Source organism: Pseudomonas sp. HN8-3 (assembly GCF_020790195.1).
Taxonomy (GTDB): Bacteria; Pseudomonadota; Gammaproteobacteria; order Pseudomonadales; family Pseudomonadaceae; genus Aquipseudomonas; species Aquipseudomonas synxantha_A.
On record NZ_CP086206.1, the window covers coordinates 2,481,236 to 2,498,610 of the forward strand.

Here is a 17,375-nt window from a genome sequence, read left to right on the forward strand (position 1 = left end):
CCATGCTTTCCAATCCTAATATCGACTTGGTGTCGCGCTTTCTTCGCTTGCCTCTGGAGCAGCGCCAGCAGTTTTACCAGCGCCTGCAAAGCCGGGGCATGAGTTTCGCTCAACTGCCGATTGCCTCGATCCGCGAGGACGGCCAACATCTGCCGCTGTCCTACGCTCAAGAGCGCCAGTGGTTCCTTTGGCAACTGGATCCGGACAGCACCGCCTATCACATCCCCGGGGCCCTGCGTTTGCACGGGCACTTGGACCTGGCGGCATTGCAGCGCAGTTTCGACAGCCTGCTGGCCCGGCATGAGAGCTTGCGCACACAACTGGTCGAGGACGGCGAACGCCTCTGGCAAGCGGTGATGCCCCAGGCGCGGGTGCAGATCCACCAGGCGCGTATCGACGAGGCACAGTTGATGGCGCGGGTGGAAGCCGAAGTCGCACGGCCGTTCGATTTGCACCAGGCGCCGTTGTTGCGCGTGACGCTGCTGCAACTGGCCGAAGATGAACATGTGCTGGTGATGGTGCAGCACCACATCGTCTCCGATGGTTGGTCGATGCAAGTGATGGTCGAAGAGCTGGTGCAGTTCTACGCCGCTCACAGTCAGGGCCATGATTTGCAACTGCCTGAGCTGCCGATCCAGTACGCCGACTACGCCTTGTGGCAACGAGGCTGGATGGAGGCCGGAGAGCAGGCGCGCCAGCTGGCCTATTGGCAGGCCCTGCTGGGCGGCGAGCAGCCGGTGCTTGAGCTACCGCTGGACCGCCCGCGTCCGGCGCAGCAAAGCCATCGCGGTGCAAGCGTGCAGGTGCATCTGCCACCGGCTCTGGTGGCCGGTCTCAAGCGCCTGGCGCAGCAGGAGGGTGTGACGGCGTTCATGCTGTTGCTGGCGTCGTTCCAAGCCCTGTTGTATCGCTACAGCGGGCAGTCGGACATTCGTATTGGCGTGCCGAATGCCAATCGAAACCGTGTCGAAACCGAGCGGCTGATCGGCTTCTTCGTCAATACGCAGGTGCTCAAGGCTGACCTCGACGGGCAGATGAGCTTTGCCGAACTGCTGCAACAAACCAAGCGTCGCGCCCTGGAGGCCCAGGCCCATCAGGATCTGCCGTTCGAACAACTGGTGGTGGCGTTGCAGCCCGAACGCAGCTTGAGCCACAACCCATTGTTCCAGGTGATGTTCAACCACCAGACCGATGCCCAGGGCGGCCGCGAAGGCCAGCAGTTACCGGGCCTGCGTGTGGTGGAACTGGAGTGGGACAGCCCGACCACCCATTTCGATCTGAGCCTGGATACCCATGAATCCGCCGAGGGCCTCTGGGCTGCGCTGACCTATGCCACTGACTTGTTCGACGCCGCTACCGTCGAGCGCTTGGCGCAGCACTGGCAGCACGTGTTGCAGGCGGTGGTGAACGCACCGCGCAGCCGTCTCTGCGAGCTGCCGATGCTGAGTGCCGTGGAGCAACAGGTGATGCTCCAGGATTGGAATGCTCCGGCGTGTGCCACCACCCTGCACGCGGTGCACCGGCTGTTTGAAGCCCAGGCCGACCGGCAGCCGGGCCGCCAGGCCCTGGCCCTGAATGACCAGGCCCTCAGCTATGGCGAACTGAATCGCCAGGCCAACCGCCTGGCGCATTACCTGCTGGCCCAGGGCATCGGCGCTGATGGGCGGGTGGGGATCTGCGTCGAGCGCTCCTTTGCCATGGTGGTCAGCTTGCTGGCGGTGCTCAAGACGGGCGCAGCCTATGTGCCGTTGGACCCTGAGTACCCGCGCGAACGCCTGGTGCATATGCTTGAGGACAGCGGCGTCGGGCTGGTGTTGACTCAATCCCACCTGCGCGGGCGCCTGCCGTTGCCGGCTCATGTGTCGTCCGTGGATATTGATCTGGCCCCATTGGCGCAGTGCTCCGAGGACAATCTACCGACTGATGTCGAGCCCCAGAGCCTGGCGTACGTGATCTACACCTCCGGCTCCACCGGCAAGCCCAAGGGGGTTGCCATCAGCCATGCTGCCCTGAGTGAGTTCGTTGGCATCGCGGCGGATTACTCGCAACTGGTTGCCCAAGACCGGGTGTTGCAGTTTGCCACCCTGAACTTCGACGGTTTTGTCGAGCAGTTGTACCCGGCCCTGACCCTCGGTGCCACCGTAGTACTGCGCGGCCCGCAACTGTGGGACGGTGCCGAGCTGTATCGGCAGATCATCGCCCAGGGCATCACCTTGGCCGACTTGCCCACGGCCTACTGGAAGCTGTTCCTGCAAGACTGCCTGGCAGCGGGCCCGAGGTCTTATGGTGCCTTGCGCCAGATCCATATCGGCGGCGAAGCCATGCCGTTGGATGGCCCACTCCTGTGGCAGCGCGCAGGGCTTAGCCATGTGCGCTTGCTCAACACCTACGGGCCTACCGAGGCCACTGTGGTCTCCAGTGTGCTGGACTGCACCGACGCGAGCGCCGTCAGCGCCGCCGGTGCCAGCCCGATTGGCCGGGCGCTGCCAGGGCGTGGTCTGTATGTGCTGGACCGCGACCTGAACTTGCTGGCGCTGGGCGCAGTCGGTGAACTCTATATCGCCAGCGCCAGTGGCTTGGCCCGCGCTTATTTACAACGGCCGGGCCTGACTGCCGAACGTTTCGTCGCGGACCCGTTCGGCGCGGCAGGCGAGCGCCTGTACCGCACGGGCGACCTGGCGCGTTATCGCGCCGACGGCGTGGTGGAGTATGTCGGGCGGGTCGACCACCAGGTCAAGATCCGTGGTTTCCGCATTGAACTGGGTGAGATTGAAAGCGTACTGCTGGCTCAGGACAGTGTGCGTGAAGCCTTGTTGCTGGCGGCTGACAACCAACTGGTGGCCTACCTGGTGCCGGCGCAGACGCTGTCTGAAACCGAGCGCGCGGAGGCTGGCGAACAACTGATGCTGACCTTGCGTGAACACCTGCCGGACTACATGGTGCCAGCGCACCTGATCTTCCTCGACCACATGCCTTTGAACCCCAACGGCAAGCTGGACCGCCAGGCGCTGCCAAAACCCGAAGCCGCCGCCATGCAACGGGACTGGCTGGCGCCGGTCACGCCGTTGCAGCAACAGGTGGCAGCGATCTGGGCGGATGTCCTCGGCACCGAGCACGTGGGCCTGAACCAGCACTTTTTCGAACTGGGCGGCCATTCGCTGTTGGCGATGCAGGTGGTATCACGGATACGCCAGACCCTGAGCCTGGAAGTGCCGCTCAAGGCCGTGTTCGAACACCCACGCCTGGAGGCATTTGTCACCGCCTTGCAGGCCCAGGACAGCCCGATGCCGACGGCGCCACCTCTGCTGCCGGCGGGCCGCGAGCAGCCGTTGCCGTTGTCTTATGCCCAGGAGCGTCAATGGTTTCTGTGGCAACTGGAGCCCCAGAGTGCGGCGTATCACATCCCCAGTGCATTACGCTTGAAAGGGCAGTTGGATCTAGGCGCGCTTCAGCACAGTTTCGATAGCTTGCTGGCGCGCCATGAAAGCTTGCGCACCCATATTCGCCAGGATCACGACGGCGCGGTGCAAGTGATTGAACCGCAGGTGGCCTTGCCGATCACCCAGGCTGATGTCGATGAGGCCCAGCTTCAGGCCCGGGTAGAAGCGTTGATTGCCCAGCCGTTCGACCTGCAGCAGGGCCCGTTGCTACGCGTGACGTTGCTGCGCCTGGCCGCCGACGAGCATGTGTTGGTGCTGGTGCAGCATCATATCGTCTCCGATGGTTGGTCAATGCAGTTAGTGGTCGAGGAGTTGGTGCAGTTGTATGCCGGTTACAGCCAAGGCCAGGATGTGCCGCTACCGGTGTTGCCGATCCAGTACGCCGATTATGCCGTATGGCAGCGTAACTGGATGGACGCCGGCGAGAAGCAACGTCAACTGGCCTACTGGCGTGAGCTGTTGGGCGGTGAGCAGAGCGTGCTGGAGTTGCCGTTCGACCACCAGCGCCCGGCGGTGCAGAGCCACCGTGGCGCGCGCCTGGCCTTCGAGCTGGCGCCCGAACTCACCCAGGGTCTCAAGGTGTTGGCGCAAGAGCAGGGCGTGACCCTGTTCATGTTGCTGCTGGCATCGTTCCAGACTTTGTTGCACCGCTACAGCGGCCAGGAAGAAATACGCGTCGGTGTGCCGATTGCCAACCGCCATCGCAGCGAGACCGAGCGGCTGATCGGCTTTTTCGTCAACACTCAGGTGCTCAAGGCGGATGTGCATGGGCAGATGAGCGTCGAGCAGTTGTTGCAGCACGTTCGACAACGCGCGGTCGAGGCCCAGGCCCACCAGGACTTGCCGTTCGAACAACTGGTGGAAGCTCTGCAACCTGAGCGTAGTCTGAGTCATAACCCGTTGTTTCAGGTCATGTTCAACCACCAGACCGATGTCGGCCAGGTCCAGGTTCAGCGCCAATTGCCAGCGTTGCAGGTGCAAGGGCTGGAGTGGGAAAGCAAGACCGCTCATTTCGACCTGGACCTGGATATCCAGGAGTCTACCGAAGGCATATGGGCCACCCTGGGTTATGCCCAGGACCTGTTCGAAGCTGGCACTGTGCAACGCATGGCGCGCCACTGGCAGAACCTGCTGCAGGGGATGGTTGCCAACCCGCGGCAGCAGCTCAGTCAGTTGAGCTTGCTGGACGCGGCCGAACAACAACAGATCCTGCAACTCTGGAACCGCACGGATTCTGGCTTCTCGGCCGAGCGCTGGGTGCACGAATTGTTTGCCGATCGCGCCCGGGAAAACCCGACGGCGGTGGCGGTGAAGTTCGACGCACAAACCCTGAGCTACGGCGAACTGGATCGCCAGGCCAACCGTCTGGCTCATGCCCTGATTGCCCGTGGCGTCGGCCCGGAAGTGCGCGTGGCCATTGCCATGCCGCGCAGTGCCGAAATCATGGTGGCGTTCCTGGCGGTGATGAAAGCCGGTGGCGTGTATGTGCCGCTGGATATCGAGTACCCGCGTGATCGCTTGCTGTACATGATGCAGGACAGCCGCTCGAAATTGCTGCTGACTCATTCTGCAGTGCAGCAGCGGTTGCCGATCCCGGAGGGCCTGGAAGCCTTGGCGGTGGATCAGGTGCACGCCTGGTCAGGTTATAGCGAAACAGCACCGAATGTGGCGCTGGACGGCGACAACCTCGCCTACGTGATCTACACCTCCGGTTCCACCGGCCTGCCCAAGGGCGTGGCGGTGTCTCACGGGCCGTTGGTGGCGCACATTATCGCTACCGGCGAGCGCTATGAAACCTCGCCGGCCGATTGCGAACTGCACTTCATGTCGTTCGCCTTCGACGGCTCCCACGAAGGCTGGATGCACCCATTGATCAACGGCGCCAGCGTGTTGATCCGTGATGACAGCCTGTGGTTGCCCGAATACACCTATGAGCAGATGCACCGCCATAACGTGACCATGGCGGTCTTCCCGCCGGTGTACCTGCAACAGTTGGCCGAACATGCCGAGCGCGACGGCAACCCACCGGCGGTGCGGGTGTATTGCTTCGGCGGTGATGCCGTTGCTCAAGCCAGCTATGACCTGGCTTGGCGCGCGCTGAAACCCAAGTACCTGTTCAACGGCTATGGCCCGACCGAAACCGTGGTTACGCCGTTGCTGTGGAAAGCGCGCAAGGGCGACCCATGCGGTGCAGTCTACGCACCCATCGGCACCTTGCTCGGCAACCGCAGCGGTTACGTCCTGGATTCTCAACTCAATCTGCAACCCATCGGCGTGGCAGGCGAGTTGTACCTGGGCGGCGAGGGCGTGGCCCGGGGTTACCTGGAGCGCCCGGCACTGACTGCCGAGCGTTTCGTGCCGGACCCGTTCGGCAAACCGGGCAGCCGTGTGTACCGCAGCGGCGACCTGACCCGTGGGCGTCCGGATGGGGTGGTGGACTACCTGGGGCGTGTTGACCATCAGGTGAAGATCCGCGGTTTCCGTATCGAGTTGGGTGAAATCGAAGCGCGTTTGCGCGAGCAGGTCAGCGTCGGTGAAACCGTGGTGGTGGCTCAGGAGGGCCCGACCGGCAAGCAGCTGGTGGCCTATGTCGTGCCGCTGGACTCAACACTTCTGGACGACGCAGTCGCTCAATCAAACGGCCGCGAAACCTTACGTCGCGCGTTGAAATCCCGCTTGCCGGACTACATGGTGCCGACGCACTTGATGTTCCTCGAACGTATGCCGCTGACCCCTAACGGCAAGCTCGATCGCAAGGGCTTGCCGCTGCCGGATGTGAGCCAGATGCAGCAGGTGTATGTGGCACCTCAGAGCGAGTTGGAGCAGAAGATCGCCACCATCTGGGCCGACGTGCTGCGTCTGCCGCAAGTCGGCTTGCATGACAACTTCTTCGAACTGGGTGGCGACTCGATCATTTCGATCCAGGTGGTCAGCCGGGCTCGCCAGGCCGGGGTGCGCTTCACGCCCAAGGATCTGTTCCAGCATCAGACCGTGCAAAGCCTGGCGACCGTCGCCCGGGAAGGCGAGGGCACGGTGCAACTGGACCAGTCGGCACTGACCGGCGAGTTGCTGCTGCTGCCAGTGCAACAAGGCTTCTTTGCCGATGACATTCCCCAGCGTCACCACTGGAACCAGTCTGTGGTGCTGCAACCGCACCAGCCGTTGCAGGCGCCGCTGCTGGTGGCGGCACTGCAGGCGTTGATCGTGCATCACGATGCCTTGCGCAGCACTTTCGTCGAGGGGCCGCAAGGCTGGAGCGCAGCTTACCGCGGTCCCGATCAGCACCAGGCTGAACAGGTGTTGTGGCAAACCACCTTGAACAGCGTCGAGGAGCTGGACGCCCTGGGTGAAGAAGCCCAACGCAGCCTCGACCTGGCTATCGGACCGTTAGTGCGTGCTGTGTTGGCGCAGTTGGCCGATGGCTCCCAGCGTTTGTTGCTGGTGATCCATCACTTGGTGGTGGACGGTGTGTCGTGGCGCATCCTGCTTGAAGACCTGCAAAGCGCTTACCAGCAACTGGCGCAGGGCGCTCCTGTGGCGTTGCCCGCCAAGACCAGCGCCACCCGCGCCTGGGCCGCACGCTTGCAGATCTATGCCCGTAGCGCTGCGCTGCAACACCAACTGGCCTGGTGGCAGACGCAATTGCAAGGCAGCCCGGTCGGCTTGCCCGGCGCTGATCCACAGGCAAGCTTGAGCAATCAGCTGGCGCTGAGCGTGAGCACGCAGTTGGACGCCACGTATACGCGACGTTTGCTGCAAGACGCGCCGAGTGCCTACCGTACCCAGATCAACGACCTGCTGCTCACCGCCCTGGCGCGGGTGATTACACGCTGGAGCGGCGAGGCTTCGATGTTGATACGGCTGGAAGGCCACGGTCGTGAAGACCTGTTCGATGAGATCGACCTGACCCGCACGGTCGGTTGGTTTACCAGCCTTTACCCATTGCATTTGGTTCCGGCTGACTCCCTGGGTACTTCCCTGAAACACATCAAGGAGCAATTGCGCGCCGTGCCCGACAAGGGCCTGGGGTTTGGCGCATTGCGATACCTGGGCGATACCGAGGCGCAACTGGCGCTGGCGGCCTTGCCACGCCCACGTATTACCTTCAACTACCTGGGGCAGTTTGACGCCAGTTTTGACAATGGCGAACAGCCAGGGCTGTTCACACCGACCGGTGATGCCAGTGGTGCCGAGCAAAGCCAGCAGGCGCCTTTGGGCAACTGGCTGGAGATCAATGGCCAAGTCTTTGGCGGCGAGCTGAAATTGAACTGGAGCTTCAGCCAGGCGATGTTCGATGAGGCGACGGTGCAATGCCTGGCTGATGAATATGCAACTGAACTCAAGGCGCTGATCGACCACTGCTGTGAGTCGACGCACCAGGGCGTGACGCCGTCGGACTTCCCCCTGGCGCGGTTGTCCCAGGCACAGTTGGATGGCCTGGCGCTGAACGTGGCCGAGGTCGAAGACCTGTACCCGTTGTCACCGATGCAGCAAGGCATGTTGTTCCAATCGCTGTACGGCGAAGGCTCGGGTGACTACATCAACCAGATGCGCATTGATGTGCAGGGCCTGGACGTAGCGCGCTTCCACCAGGCATGGCAGGTGGCGGTGGAGCGTCATGAGATCCTGCGCAGCGGTGTTGTCTGGCAGGCGGAGCTTGAGCAGCCTTTGCAGGTGGTCTACAAGCAGGCGCACCTGCCGTTTGTGCAGTTGGATTGGCAAACGCGTGCAGACTGCAACCAGGCTCTTGATGACTTGGCCGAGTCGGCACGGGCCCAGGGCTTTGTGCTGGAGCAGGCGCCGTTGCTGAGCTTGACGGTGGTGCGCACGGGGGTATCGAGCTACCACCTGATCTACACCAATCACCATATCCTGATGGATGGCTGGAGTGGTTCGCAGCTGTTCGGTGAGGTGCTGCAACAGTATGCGGGTGAGGCGCTGCCCGCGCCGACCGGGCGTTATCGTGACTATATCGCCTGGCTGCAGGCGCAGGATAAAGCTGCCAGTCAAGCGTTCTGGAAAGACCAACTGGTCAACCTGCAAGAGCCTACGCGTCTGTCCCGTTCCGCACAGTCTGAGGCGGACGCGGTCCTGGCGGTCAATGGCGAACATCGCTTGAGCCTGGATGCCGCGCAAACCGAACAGCTTAGAACCTTTGCCCAGCGCCACAAGGTGACCCTCAATACCCTGGTGCAAGGCGCCTGGTTGTTGCTGTTGCATCACCACACCGGGCAAGCCACCGTAGCCTTCGGCGCCACGGTGGCAGGGCGTCCGGCGCAACTTCGCGGGATTGAACAGCAGGTCGGATTGTTCATTAACACGCTGCCCGTGGTGGCGACGCCGGATGCGCAGATGTCGGTCAGCCACTGGTTGCAGCAGCTCCAGCAGCAGAACGTTGGCTTGCGTGAGCAAGAACACACGCCGCTGTTCGAGATCCAGCGTTGGGCCGGGCTGGGCGGTGAAGCCCTGTTCGACAGTATCCTGGTGTTTGAAAATTATCCGGTGTCCGAGGCGCTGGAGCAGGGTGCACCGTCGGGGTTGCGGTTTGGTGCAGTGCACAGCCTGGAGCAGACCCACTATCCATTGACCGTGTTGTTGGCCCTCGGCGAGACACTGGGCCTGGAATTCAATTACGCCCGCCAGGCCTTCAGCACAACGCATATCCAGCGCTTGGCCGAGCACTTCCAGCAGTTGCTGCTGGCTCTGGCCACCGATGGCAGTCAACGTCTTGGCGCGTTGCCGTCTCTGGCGCAGGCCGAGCGTCAGTTGGTGGTGCAGGATTGGAATGCCACGGCGGTGGACTACCCGCTCGATCAAGCAGTACACCGCTTGATCGAGGCTCAGGTATTGCGCACGCCGGATGCGCAGGCGTTGGTGTTTGACGGGCAAACCCTGAGTTACAGCGCGTTGAACGCCCGGGCCAACCGGCTGGCGCACCGCTTGATGGCGGCCGGAGTCGGCCCGGATGTGCTGGTGGGCCTGGCGCTGGAGCGCTCGGTGGAAATGGTGGTCGGCCTGTTGGCGGTGCTCAAGGCCGGTGGCGCCTATGTGCCGCTGGACCCGGAATACCCCGGTGACCGCCTGGCCTACATGCTGCAAGACAGTGGCGTACAACTGCTGTTGACCCAGACCCACCTGCTGGCGCAACTGCCGGTTCCAGCGGGTGTGAGCACTCTGGTGCTGGAGCAGGGCGATGCCTGGTTGGAGGCGTTCGGCAGCCACAACCCGGATATTACCGTGCATGGCGAAAACCTCGCCTACGTGATCTACACCTCCGGTTCCACCGGCCAACCCAAGGGCGCCGGCAACCGCCATAACGCACTGACCAACCGCCTGTGCTGGATGCAGCAGGCCTATGGTCTGGACGCCCGCGACAGCGTATTGCAGAAAACCCCGTTCAGCTTTGACGTGTCGGTGTGGGAGTTCTTCTGGCCGTTGATGACCGGCGCCCGCCTAGTGGTGGCGGCGCCGGGGGATCATCGTGACCCTGCCAGGCTGGTGAGCCTGATCAACTCGCAGCAGATCACCACGCTGCATTTCGTGCCGTCCATGCTGCAAGCGTTCTTGCAAGACGCGGCAGTTGCTTCGTGCCAGAGCCTGCAACGCATCGTCTGCAGCGGTGAGGCATTGCCCGCGGACGCCCAGCAACAGGTGTTCGCCAAGTTACCCCACGCCGGGTTGTACAACCTGTACGGTCCCACCGAAGCGGCTATCGATGTGACCCACTGGACTTGTGTCGAGGAAGGCCGCGATGCCGTGCCGATTGGCCGACCGATTGCCAACCTGGGTTGCTACGTGTTGGATGACAATCTGGAGCCGGCACCGGTGGGCGTGTTGGGTGAATTGTACTTGGGCGGTATTGGCTTGGCGCGGGGTTACCATCGCCGCGCGGCACTCACCGCTGAGCGTTTTGTGACTGACCCGTTCGGTAGCGGCACACGTCTGTATCGCACCGGCGACCTGGCGCGTTATCGCGACGATGGCGTGATCGAATATGCCGGGCGCATGGACCATCAGGTCAAACTGCGTGGCCTGCGTATCGAGTTGGGAGAAATCGAAGCGCGCCTGCTGGAGCTCGACAGTATCCGCGAAGCCGCAGTGCTGGCGGTGGACGGCACGCACCTGGTGGGTTACCTGGTGCTGCAACAGCCGCTTGAGGATTGGAAAGCGGCGGTGGTTGCGTACCTGGCCGCGCAGTTGCCGGACTACATGGTCCCAGCGCAGTGGGTGGTGCTGACGCAGATGCCGCTGAGCCCGAACGGCAAGTTGGACCGTAAGGCACTGCCCAAGCCTGAGGCTCAGAGCGCTGAGCAACACCAGGCACCTGTCACCGAGATCGAGCAGCAGATCGCGGCGATCTGGCGCGAGGTTCTGGAAGTGGAGCGTGTGGGGCTTCGCGACAATTTCTTCGAACTCGGCGGCCATTCGCTGCGGGTGCTGATGCTCAAGGAGCGGATTCGCAAGGTCAGCGGCGTGAACCTGTCCGTCAGCCAATTGATGCTTAACCCCACCGTGGCGGGGCAGGTCAAGTGCTTGCAGGGCGATAGCCGAGCGTCGTTGATCGTCAAGCTTAACCAGCAGACGCAAGGCACGCCGTTGTTCATGTTCCACCCAAGCTTCGGCTCGGTGCATTGCTACACCGCGATTGCTCTGGCCCTGCGTGAGCAGCGCCCGGTGTACGGGGTAATGTGTCGCGCATTGGCTGAAGACGGCGCCGCGGTGCCGCATTGGCAGGTGATGGTCGAGGATTACACCGCGCAATTGTTGGCGGCCCAACCCCATGGCGCGTTCCGCCTGGCCGGCTGGTCGTTGGGCGGTAATCTGGCCATGGAAGTGGCCTACGGCCTGGAGCAAGCCGGCCGCGAGGTTGAGTTTGTAGGCTGGATCGACGCTGCGCCGCCGCAGTGGGTCAAACCCTACTGGGATGCTGTGGAGGTCGAGGACGACCTCGAAGTCTCAGCCAATGAGCGCCGTGCCGCCTTGTTGGGGGTGATGTTCCCCGAATTTGCCGAGTCCATCCAGGGTGCCTGGCAGCAATGCCGGCGGGATACCGAGGATGAAGCGCAGCAATGGCTGGGATTCGTGAGCTGGGCTGAACAGACCTTGGGCGAAGCATTTACTGCCGTCAAAGAGGAACTGCTGCGTGGCAATGAGGCGCAGATATCCTGGGACGTTGACCGGGCACTGAGTGAGCGCTTGCTGCAGGCTGACTTCAAGCCGATCAAGGCTCCCATCAGTTGCTGGTGGGCAGCCAAGAGCCGGGCAGGGCGATTCAAGGAAGTGATTGAGCAGCAGATGGCGACGGTGATCAGCCAGGGGCGTATCGAGCGCTCGGTGATGATTGAGACTGATCATGACGGCATCATCGACAGCGCGGTGTTCATCAGCAGTTTGGTGGATGCGATGAGGTAAGCCGCCGCTTTACGAGAAGCCCGGATCCTGTATCCGGGTTTTTTGTGGGTGAGCGGCATAGTCTTTTTGGCTGATGCCGATCAATGAAGCAGCCACAGACTATTTTCGTACGAAAAAAAAAACGCCCGGTGAGCGTTCAACTCTCACCGGGCGTGCGGTCGATCAAGGGGTGCGATCAGAAGTCCCAGCGGGTGCTGACCATCACGTTGCGTGGCTCGCCGTAGGCGGCTGAGTCATAGAAGCCCACGTTGCTGTAGTAGGACTTGTCGAAGATATTGTTGAAGTTGACGGTGGCCGAAAGGTTCTTGGTGACCTGGTAGCGGGTCATCAAGTCCACCAACCAGTAGGATTCCTGAGTGATGTCCTGGTTGGTCTCGGTCACGCCGTTCCAGATTGAATTCCAGCCCTTCGTCTGCCAGCGCAGGCCACCACCGATGGTGAACTGGTCCAGGCTGCCCTTGAGTTTGTAGGTGGTGTTCAGGTTGACCTGGTGCTCGGGTTCGAAAGTGGAGATTTTCTTGTCTTTGTTATCGCGCACGATCTTATGGGTGTAGCCGCCCTGGAGTTGCCAGCCTGGGCTCAACTCACCGGAGATCTCCGCTTCGTAGCCTTTGGTGACTGCCTTGGATCCCTTGAATGCATACTGAAAGCCGTCTGGGGCTGGGGTCTGGTTGTTGTAGGCATCGTCCGGGATAGCCCGATTGGTCTCGTGAACTTCAAAATACGCAATGCTGGTGTTCAGGCGACCCTCAAAGAATTCGCCCTTCAGCCCCAGCTCGTAGTTTTGCCCTTCATCCGGTTCCAGCAGCGTTTTGTTCCGATCTTTATAGGTGCTTTCCTGAGGTTGGAAAATATCGGTGTAGCTGGCGTACACCGAGAAGTTGTCGTTGAGGTCGTAGATTACACCGGCATAAGGAATGAACCGGCCGGTTTCCTTGTAGGACGGGTTGTTGCCGGTGACGTGATAATTGGCCACGCGCCCACCCAGGATCACGTTCAGGTCGTCTATCACGTTAAAGCGTGCGGTCAGGTAGTAACCGGTTTGGCGAATGGTGTCATCGATGTGCTGTTGGGCCGGGCCGTAGATCGGTTTGGCGATATGGCCGTTCCAGTTATAGAAATCGACCTTGTTGCCTCCTGGCCATTCCGGCGACCAGTAGCCCTTGCCTTGCCAGCGCGAGGTGCCGATGGACCCCCCCACCACCAGTTCATGTTCGCGACCAAACAGGCTGAACGGCCCGGTGGCGTAGAGATCGGCCGACGTGCTCTTGGTTTCGCCGGTGTATTTCTGCCCGTTGATCTCGGCGGTGCCATCGGCTTTCGGCTGGATGAACTGAATCGAAGCCAGGTCCGCATGGTAGCCGTTGATCTTGTGGTCGAGCTGGAACTTGGTCACCCAGCCGTCACCCAGGTCATGCTCGAGCATGGCGAACGCGGTACGGGTGTTCTGCTCCCAGGAACTCCACGTGGTGCCGTTGTTGTACGAGCGCGGCATCTTGTTGATGCTGCCGTTGGAGTTGACCAGTGGGAAGGACCCGGACCAGCTCGACCCCTGCGGAATGTTGTCCTGGTAATCGAAGCCCACCGTCAGCATGGTGTCCGGGGAGAGGTCGAATTCGGTGATGCCGTAGTAGGTTTCGGTCTTGCGCGAGTAGTGGTCCATGAAGGACTTTTTGTCTTGATACGCCGCCACGGCACGCCCACGGACATTGCCGCTGTCGGTCAACGGGCCGCTCACATCCACTTCGCTGCGGTAGTTGTCCCAGGAACCCGCGCCCAGTTGGACGTGGCCCTTGAATTCCGAGGTTGGCTTCTTGCGGACCAGGTTGATGGTCGCGCCCAGGGAGCCGGCACCGTTGAGCAGGCCTGTTGAGCCCTTGAGGACCTCGACACGGTCGTAGATCGCCATGTCGCTCAGGGTGTTGCCTGCGGAGTAACCGACGTTACGCACGGTGGACGGAATACCGTCGTACTGGAAGCTGTTGACCGAGAAGCCACGGGAATAGTAGTTGGTACGGTCGGAGTCATAGGCTGAAACCGTGATACCCGGCGTGTGGCGCATCACATCATCAACGTTGTTGAGGCCGAAGTCTTCGATGTGCTGGCGCGTGATCACCGTGATCGACTGTGGGGTTTGCCGTGGCGTCAGGGTCAGGCGGGTAGCCGTGGCAACGGTGCCCGGCGTGTAGGAACCGGAGTCTTCGGTGATATTGCCCAGGTAGTTGGCTGTCACCTGGGTCGGGCTCAGTTCCATTGAACCACCGCTGCTGGCGGCGGCAACGGTCAAGGTATTGCCATTGAGGCTATAGGTGGTCTGGCTGCCAGCCAGCAACGCGTCAATGGCCTGCTGCGGCTGCATCTTGCCCTTGACGGCGCGGCTGTTCTTGCCCTGTACGTCGCCTGGGCTGTACAGCACTTGCACATTGGTCTGGCGGCCAAATTCCTGCAGTGCGCTCCCCAGCGACTGTGCAGGAATATTCAGCTCGATCTCCTGGGCTTGCACATAACCTGCAATTGGCATCGACACAGCCAGCGCCAGGGTACTCGGCAAGAGGTTGATGTTCAGGGCCCGGCGCATGGATAGCGCTTTGCTCAGGGGGCTGAGACCGAGTCGTGCTGGCATGGATGCTTTCTCTTCTGTGTTTTAAGTGGGCAATTATAAGTGTTTATTGAGGCTGGTTCTCATTACCACTAGTGAGACGTTCCTACTTCGCAAAACCGGAAAAAATATTCCGATGCATCATGCAGGCTCCATTTCATGCACCACCTGGCCGGCGCGCAGGCGCACCAATTGGTCGGCAATGTCGAAATAACGGTCGTCATGGCTGATCACGATGATGGTCTTGCCCAGCCGTTTGAGGTCCGGCAGTAGCTCGGTGTAGAAGATGCGGCGAAAGGCCGGGTCCTGGTCGGCAGCCCATTCGTCGAACACCAGTACCGGGCGCTCCTCCAGCCAGGCATTGACCAGGGCCAGGCGTTTGCGCTGGCCGGTGGACAGGTCGGTGGTGCTGAACACACCATCCTTGACGCTGACCTTGTGCGCGATTTCCAGGCGTTCCAGGTATTTGGTCGCGCTGTCCAGGGACTGGGCTGCGCTGCCTTGTACCAAATCGTCGAACAGGTAGTAGTCAGAAAACACCGTAGTGAACAACTGCCGATAATCGTCGCGTTCAGGGGCGGTCACCGCTGTGCCGTTGAGCACAATCTCGCCGGCCTGAGGCGGATACAGGCCCAGCAGCAGCTTGATCAAGGTGGTCTTGCCGCTACCGTTTTCGCCGACGATAAATACGATATCGCCTTGCTTGATGCTGAGGTTGATCGGCCCCAGATGGAACGGCTGGCTGCCTTCTACCGCTGGTGGGCTGTAGCTGACGCCGCGCAGTTCAAGGCTGTTGACCAGCGGCTTTGGCGCTTCACTGTCGTCCATCAACAAGTGGGGCTCGGGCGAAGAAAAACGCTCCGACAGTTCGCTGATGCGCCCAAAGGCAATCTTGGCCTTGCCCACAACCGGCAAGTAACCCAGCAGGTGCTCCAGTGGACCCTTCATGTACAACAGCACCAGCACGAAACCAGTAATCACCGTAGGGTCAGGGTTGGGGTTGTACGCCTGCATCGCCAAAGCCAGGCCGATGACCACGAAGAACAGCATCGAGCCGAAGGTCTTGGCCAGAATATAAATATTGACCGAGCGCACCTGGATGTCGCTGATGCGGTCAGCGGTTTCCTGGATGCGATGGGTGTTCATGCGAAACCGCCGCGGGCGGTGCATGCGCAATTCCTTCGCGCCGGAGGCAATCGCATTGTAATAGCGCTGCAATTCATCCTCGTGGCTGCGGGCCAGGTCGAAGCCCTGGATGCCTTTGCCGCCGGCAATGAACTGCACGGCGCTACCGACAATGATCGCGACCACCATCATCAGAAACATCGGCACCGACAGGTAAGCCAGGTAACCGAGGCAACCCAGGGTGACGGTGGCGGCGATGGCCAGGGGTGTGAAGGCAAAGGAAAAATCGCTGATGGTGTCCACGTCGTGGGTCAGCACCGGGATCAGGCGGTGGGAGCGATACTGCTCGATCTGCCCGATCGGAGCTGACAGCACCTTTTCACCCAGATCCTTGCGCAGGGCGGCAATGATCCGTTGCCCGACATAGTTGGTGCCGATGTCGGAAATGATCGAACTGATAAGCGCCACCACGCACAAGGCGGCAAAGGTCAGGACCACGCCCTGTGTCATGCCGCCCTCGGAATGCAGAGCATTGTTGATGGTTGCCAGCAGCAGGGTGATGGCCAGGCCGCCGACCATGCCGAGGGCGACGGAGACCGTCACAATGGTGCGAAAGGGCCGGAGCAATGCGAGCAAACCTCTGAAGGCGCCGCGCTTGGGGTCGGTCATAAATACTTCCCGGGAAATGAAAAAGAGGGGGCTGGGCACACAGACCCTTACCCATGACAAACGAAGTGCCGGCGTGACTATTTAGCTCGCTGTGCCGGGCGGTGGCCGTGGGCGATAAATTGCCTGGGGCCTGGTTCGTTCTTGTTGTGTAGGCGCACGCGTATCGACGCTGTGCGTGGCCCTTTCAGCGAGAGCGAAACAAATGACGAAAAAGAACCTGGTGTATGTCTGGTCCCTGAGAAATGCCGCTGCCGACAAGGCCGGGCAGCCGGTGGCCTATAAGGACCACGAGCGCTACATGAAGTCGGTGCTGGAGTTTCTGGTGGGCTCGCTCAACGACACGCCGCTGGGCGAGGTCTACAACCTGGTGGGCGTGGTGTATGACGACGATGAGCAAAACCCGCGTGACCAGCAGTTGGTCGCGGACTATGGCTTCGCCTACAAGCCGGGCCGCCAGTGGTTGTACCCGGCGGATTTGCGCGTGCAGGGCAAGTTGGTCAATGACCTGCTGCTGAGCGTGCCGTCCACCTATCGCCGGCTGCCACGGGGCAGCGCCGAACATATCGCCGGCAAGCAGGATTTCGAGCGGCGCCTGCATGACACCCTGGTGGAGTTGAAGGCCGACATCGTGGTGCTTGACGGTTTGCTGGTTATCCTCGATGAACTGGTGCGTCCGGGCGCGCCGTTTGCCCGTCGCATCATGAACATTCATCCGGGCATCACCCGCATCGAATCGCCTTACGAGCGCCGTGGGGCCTATGCCACCTGGAATGCGTTGTACGGTGCGCGTGGGCAAGCGGTTGTAGATTGGGCGACCAGGCAGACCCAGCCGTGCGAGCCGCTGTACCTGACCGGTGCATCGTTCCACTACGTGGATAACGGTATCGACTCCGGTGAAGTGTTCCACGACGTGCTCAAGACGGAGATTTCGCCCGAGGACACCATCCTCGAACTGCGCTGGAACAACTTCAATAACAGCCTGTTCCCGGCGCTGCACGAGGGCTTGGAGCTGTTGGCCAAACAAGGCTGAGCACAATCTTGCTGATGCATGGGATCTAAATGTGGGAGGGGGCTTGCTCCCGATGAGGGCATGTCAGTCAATGCATGGGTGACTGACACACCGCTATCGG

The 17,375-nt window shown here is 61.3% G+C and carries 4 protein-coding genes; 2 read left to right on the forward strand and 2 right to left on the reverse strand.

Translation table 11 applies throughout. The annotated features are described in order from the left end of the window. The first annotated feature begins 2 nt into the window (after positions 1–2). A complete protein-coding gene (locus tag LJX92_RS11020) occupies positions 3–11,852 on the forward strand; it encodes a non-ribosomal peptide synthetase (protein ID WP_228309752.1) in 11,850 nt (3,949 codons plus the stop codon). A gap of 175 nt (positions 11,853–12,027) precedes the next feature. Here the strand turns inward: LJX92_RS11020 and LJX92_RS11025 are convergent, their stop codons facing one another. Continuing rightward, positions 12,028–14,475: a TonB-dependent siderophore receptor gene (locus LJX92_RS11025; protein ID WP_148854202.1), complete on the reverse strand. Its 2,448-nt coding sequence runs from the start codon at positions 14,473–14,475 to the stop codon at positions 12,028–12,030. Positions 14,476–14,592: 117 nt separating this feature from the next. Continuing rightward, positions 14,593–16,245 (reverse strand): cyclic peptide export ABC transporter, encoded by a 1,653-nt coding sequence (locus LJX92_RS11030; protein WP_228309753.1) that lies wholly within the window; start codon positions 16,243–16,245, stop codon positions 14,593–14,595. 202 nt (positions 16,246–16,447) lie between these two features. On the opposite strand from LJX92_RS11030, the gene LJX92_RS11035 reads away from it, so the two are divergent. Then, entirely contained in the window at positions 16,448–17,275 is an 828-nt protein-coding gene (locus LJX92_RS11035; protein WP_005787640.1) for a formyltransferase family protein, read from the forward strand. Positions 17,276–17,375: the final 100 nt, after the last annotated feature.

What these genes read in the sequence shown, in the direction of transcription:
- LJX92_RS11020 (WP_228309752.1), top strand. Translation starts at nt 3, where the DNA reads ATGCTTTCCAATCCTAATATCGACTTGGTGTCGCGCTTTCTTCGCTTG.
- LJX92_RS11025 (WP_148854202.1), bottom strand. Translation starts at nt 14,475, where the DNA reads ATGCCAGCACGACTCGGTCTCAGCCCCCTGAGCAAAGCGCTATCCATG.
- LJX92_RS11030 (WP_228309753.1), bottom strand. Translation starts at nt 16,245, where the DNA reads ATGACCGACCCCAAGCGCGGCGCCTTCAGAGGTTTGCTCGCATTGCTC.
- LJX92_RS11035 (WP_005787640.1), top strand. Translation starts at nt 16,448, where the DNA reads ATGACGAAAAAGAACCTGGTGTATGTCTGGTCCCTGAGAAATGCCGCT.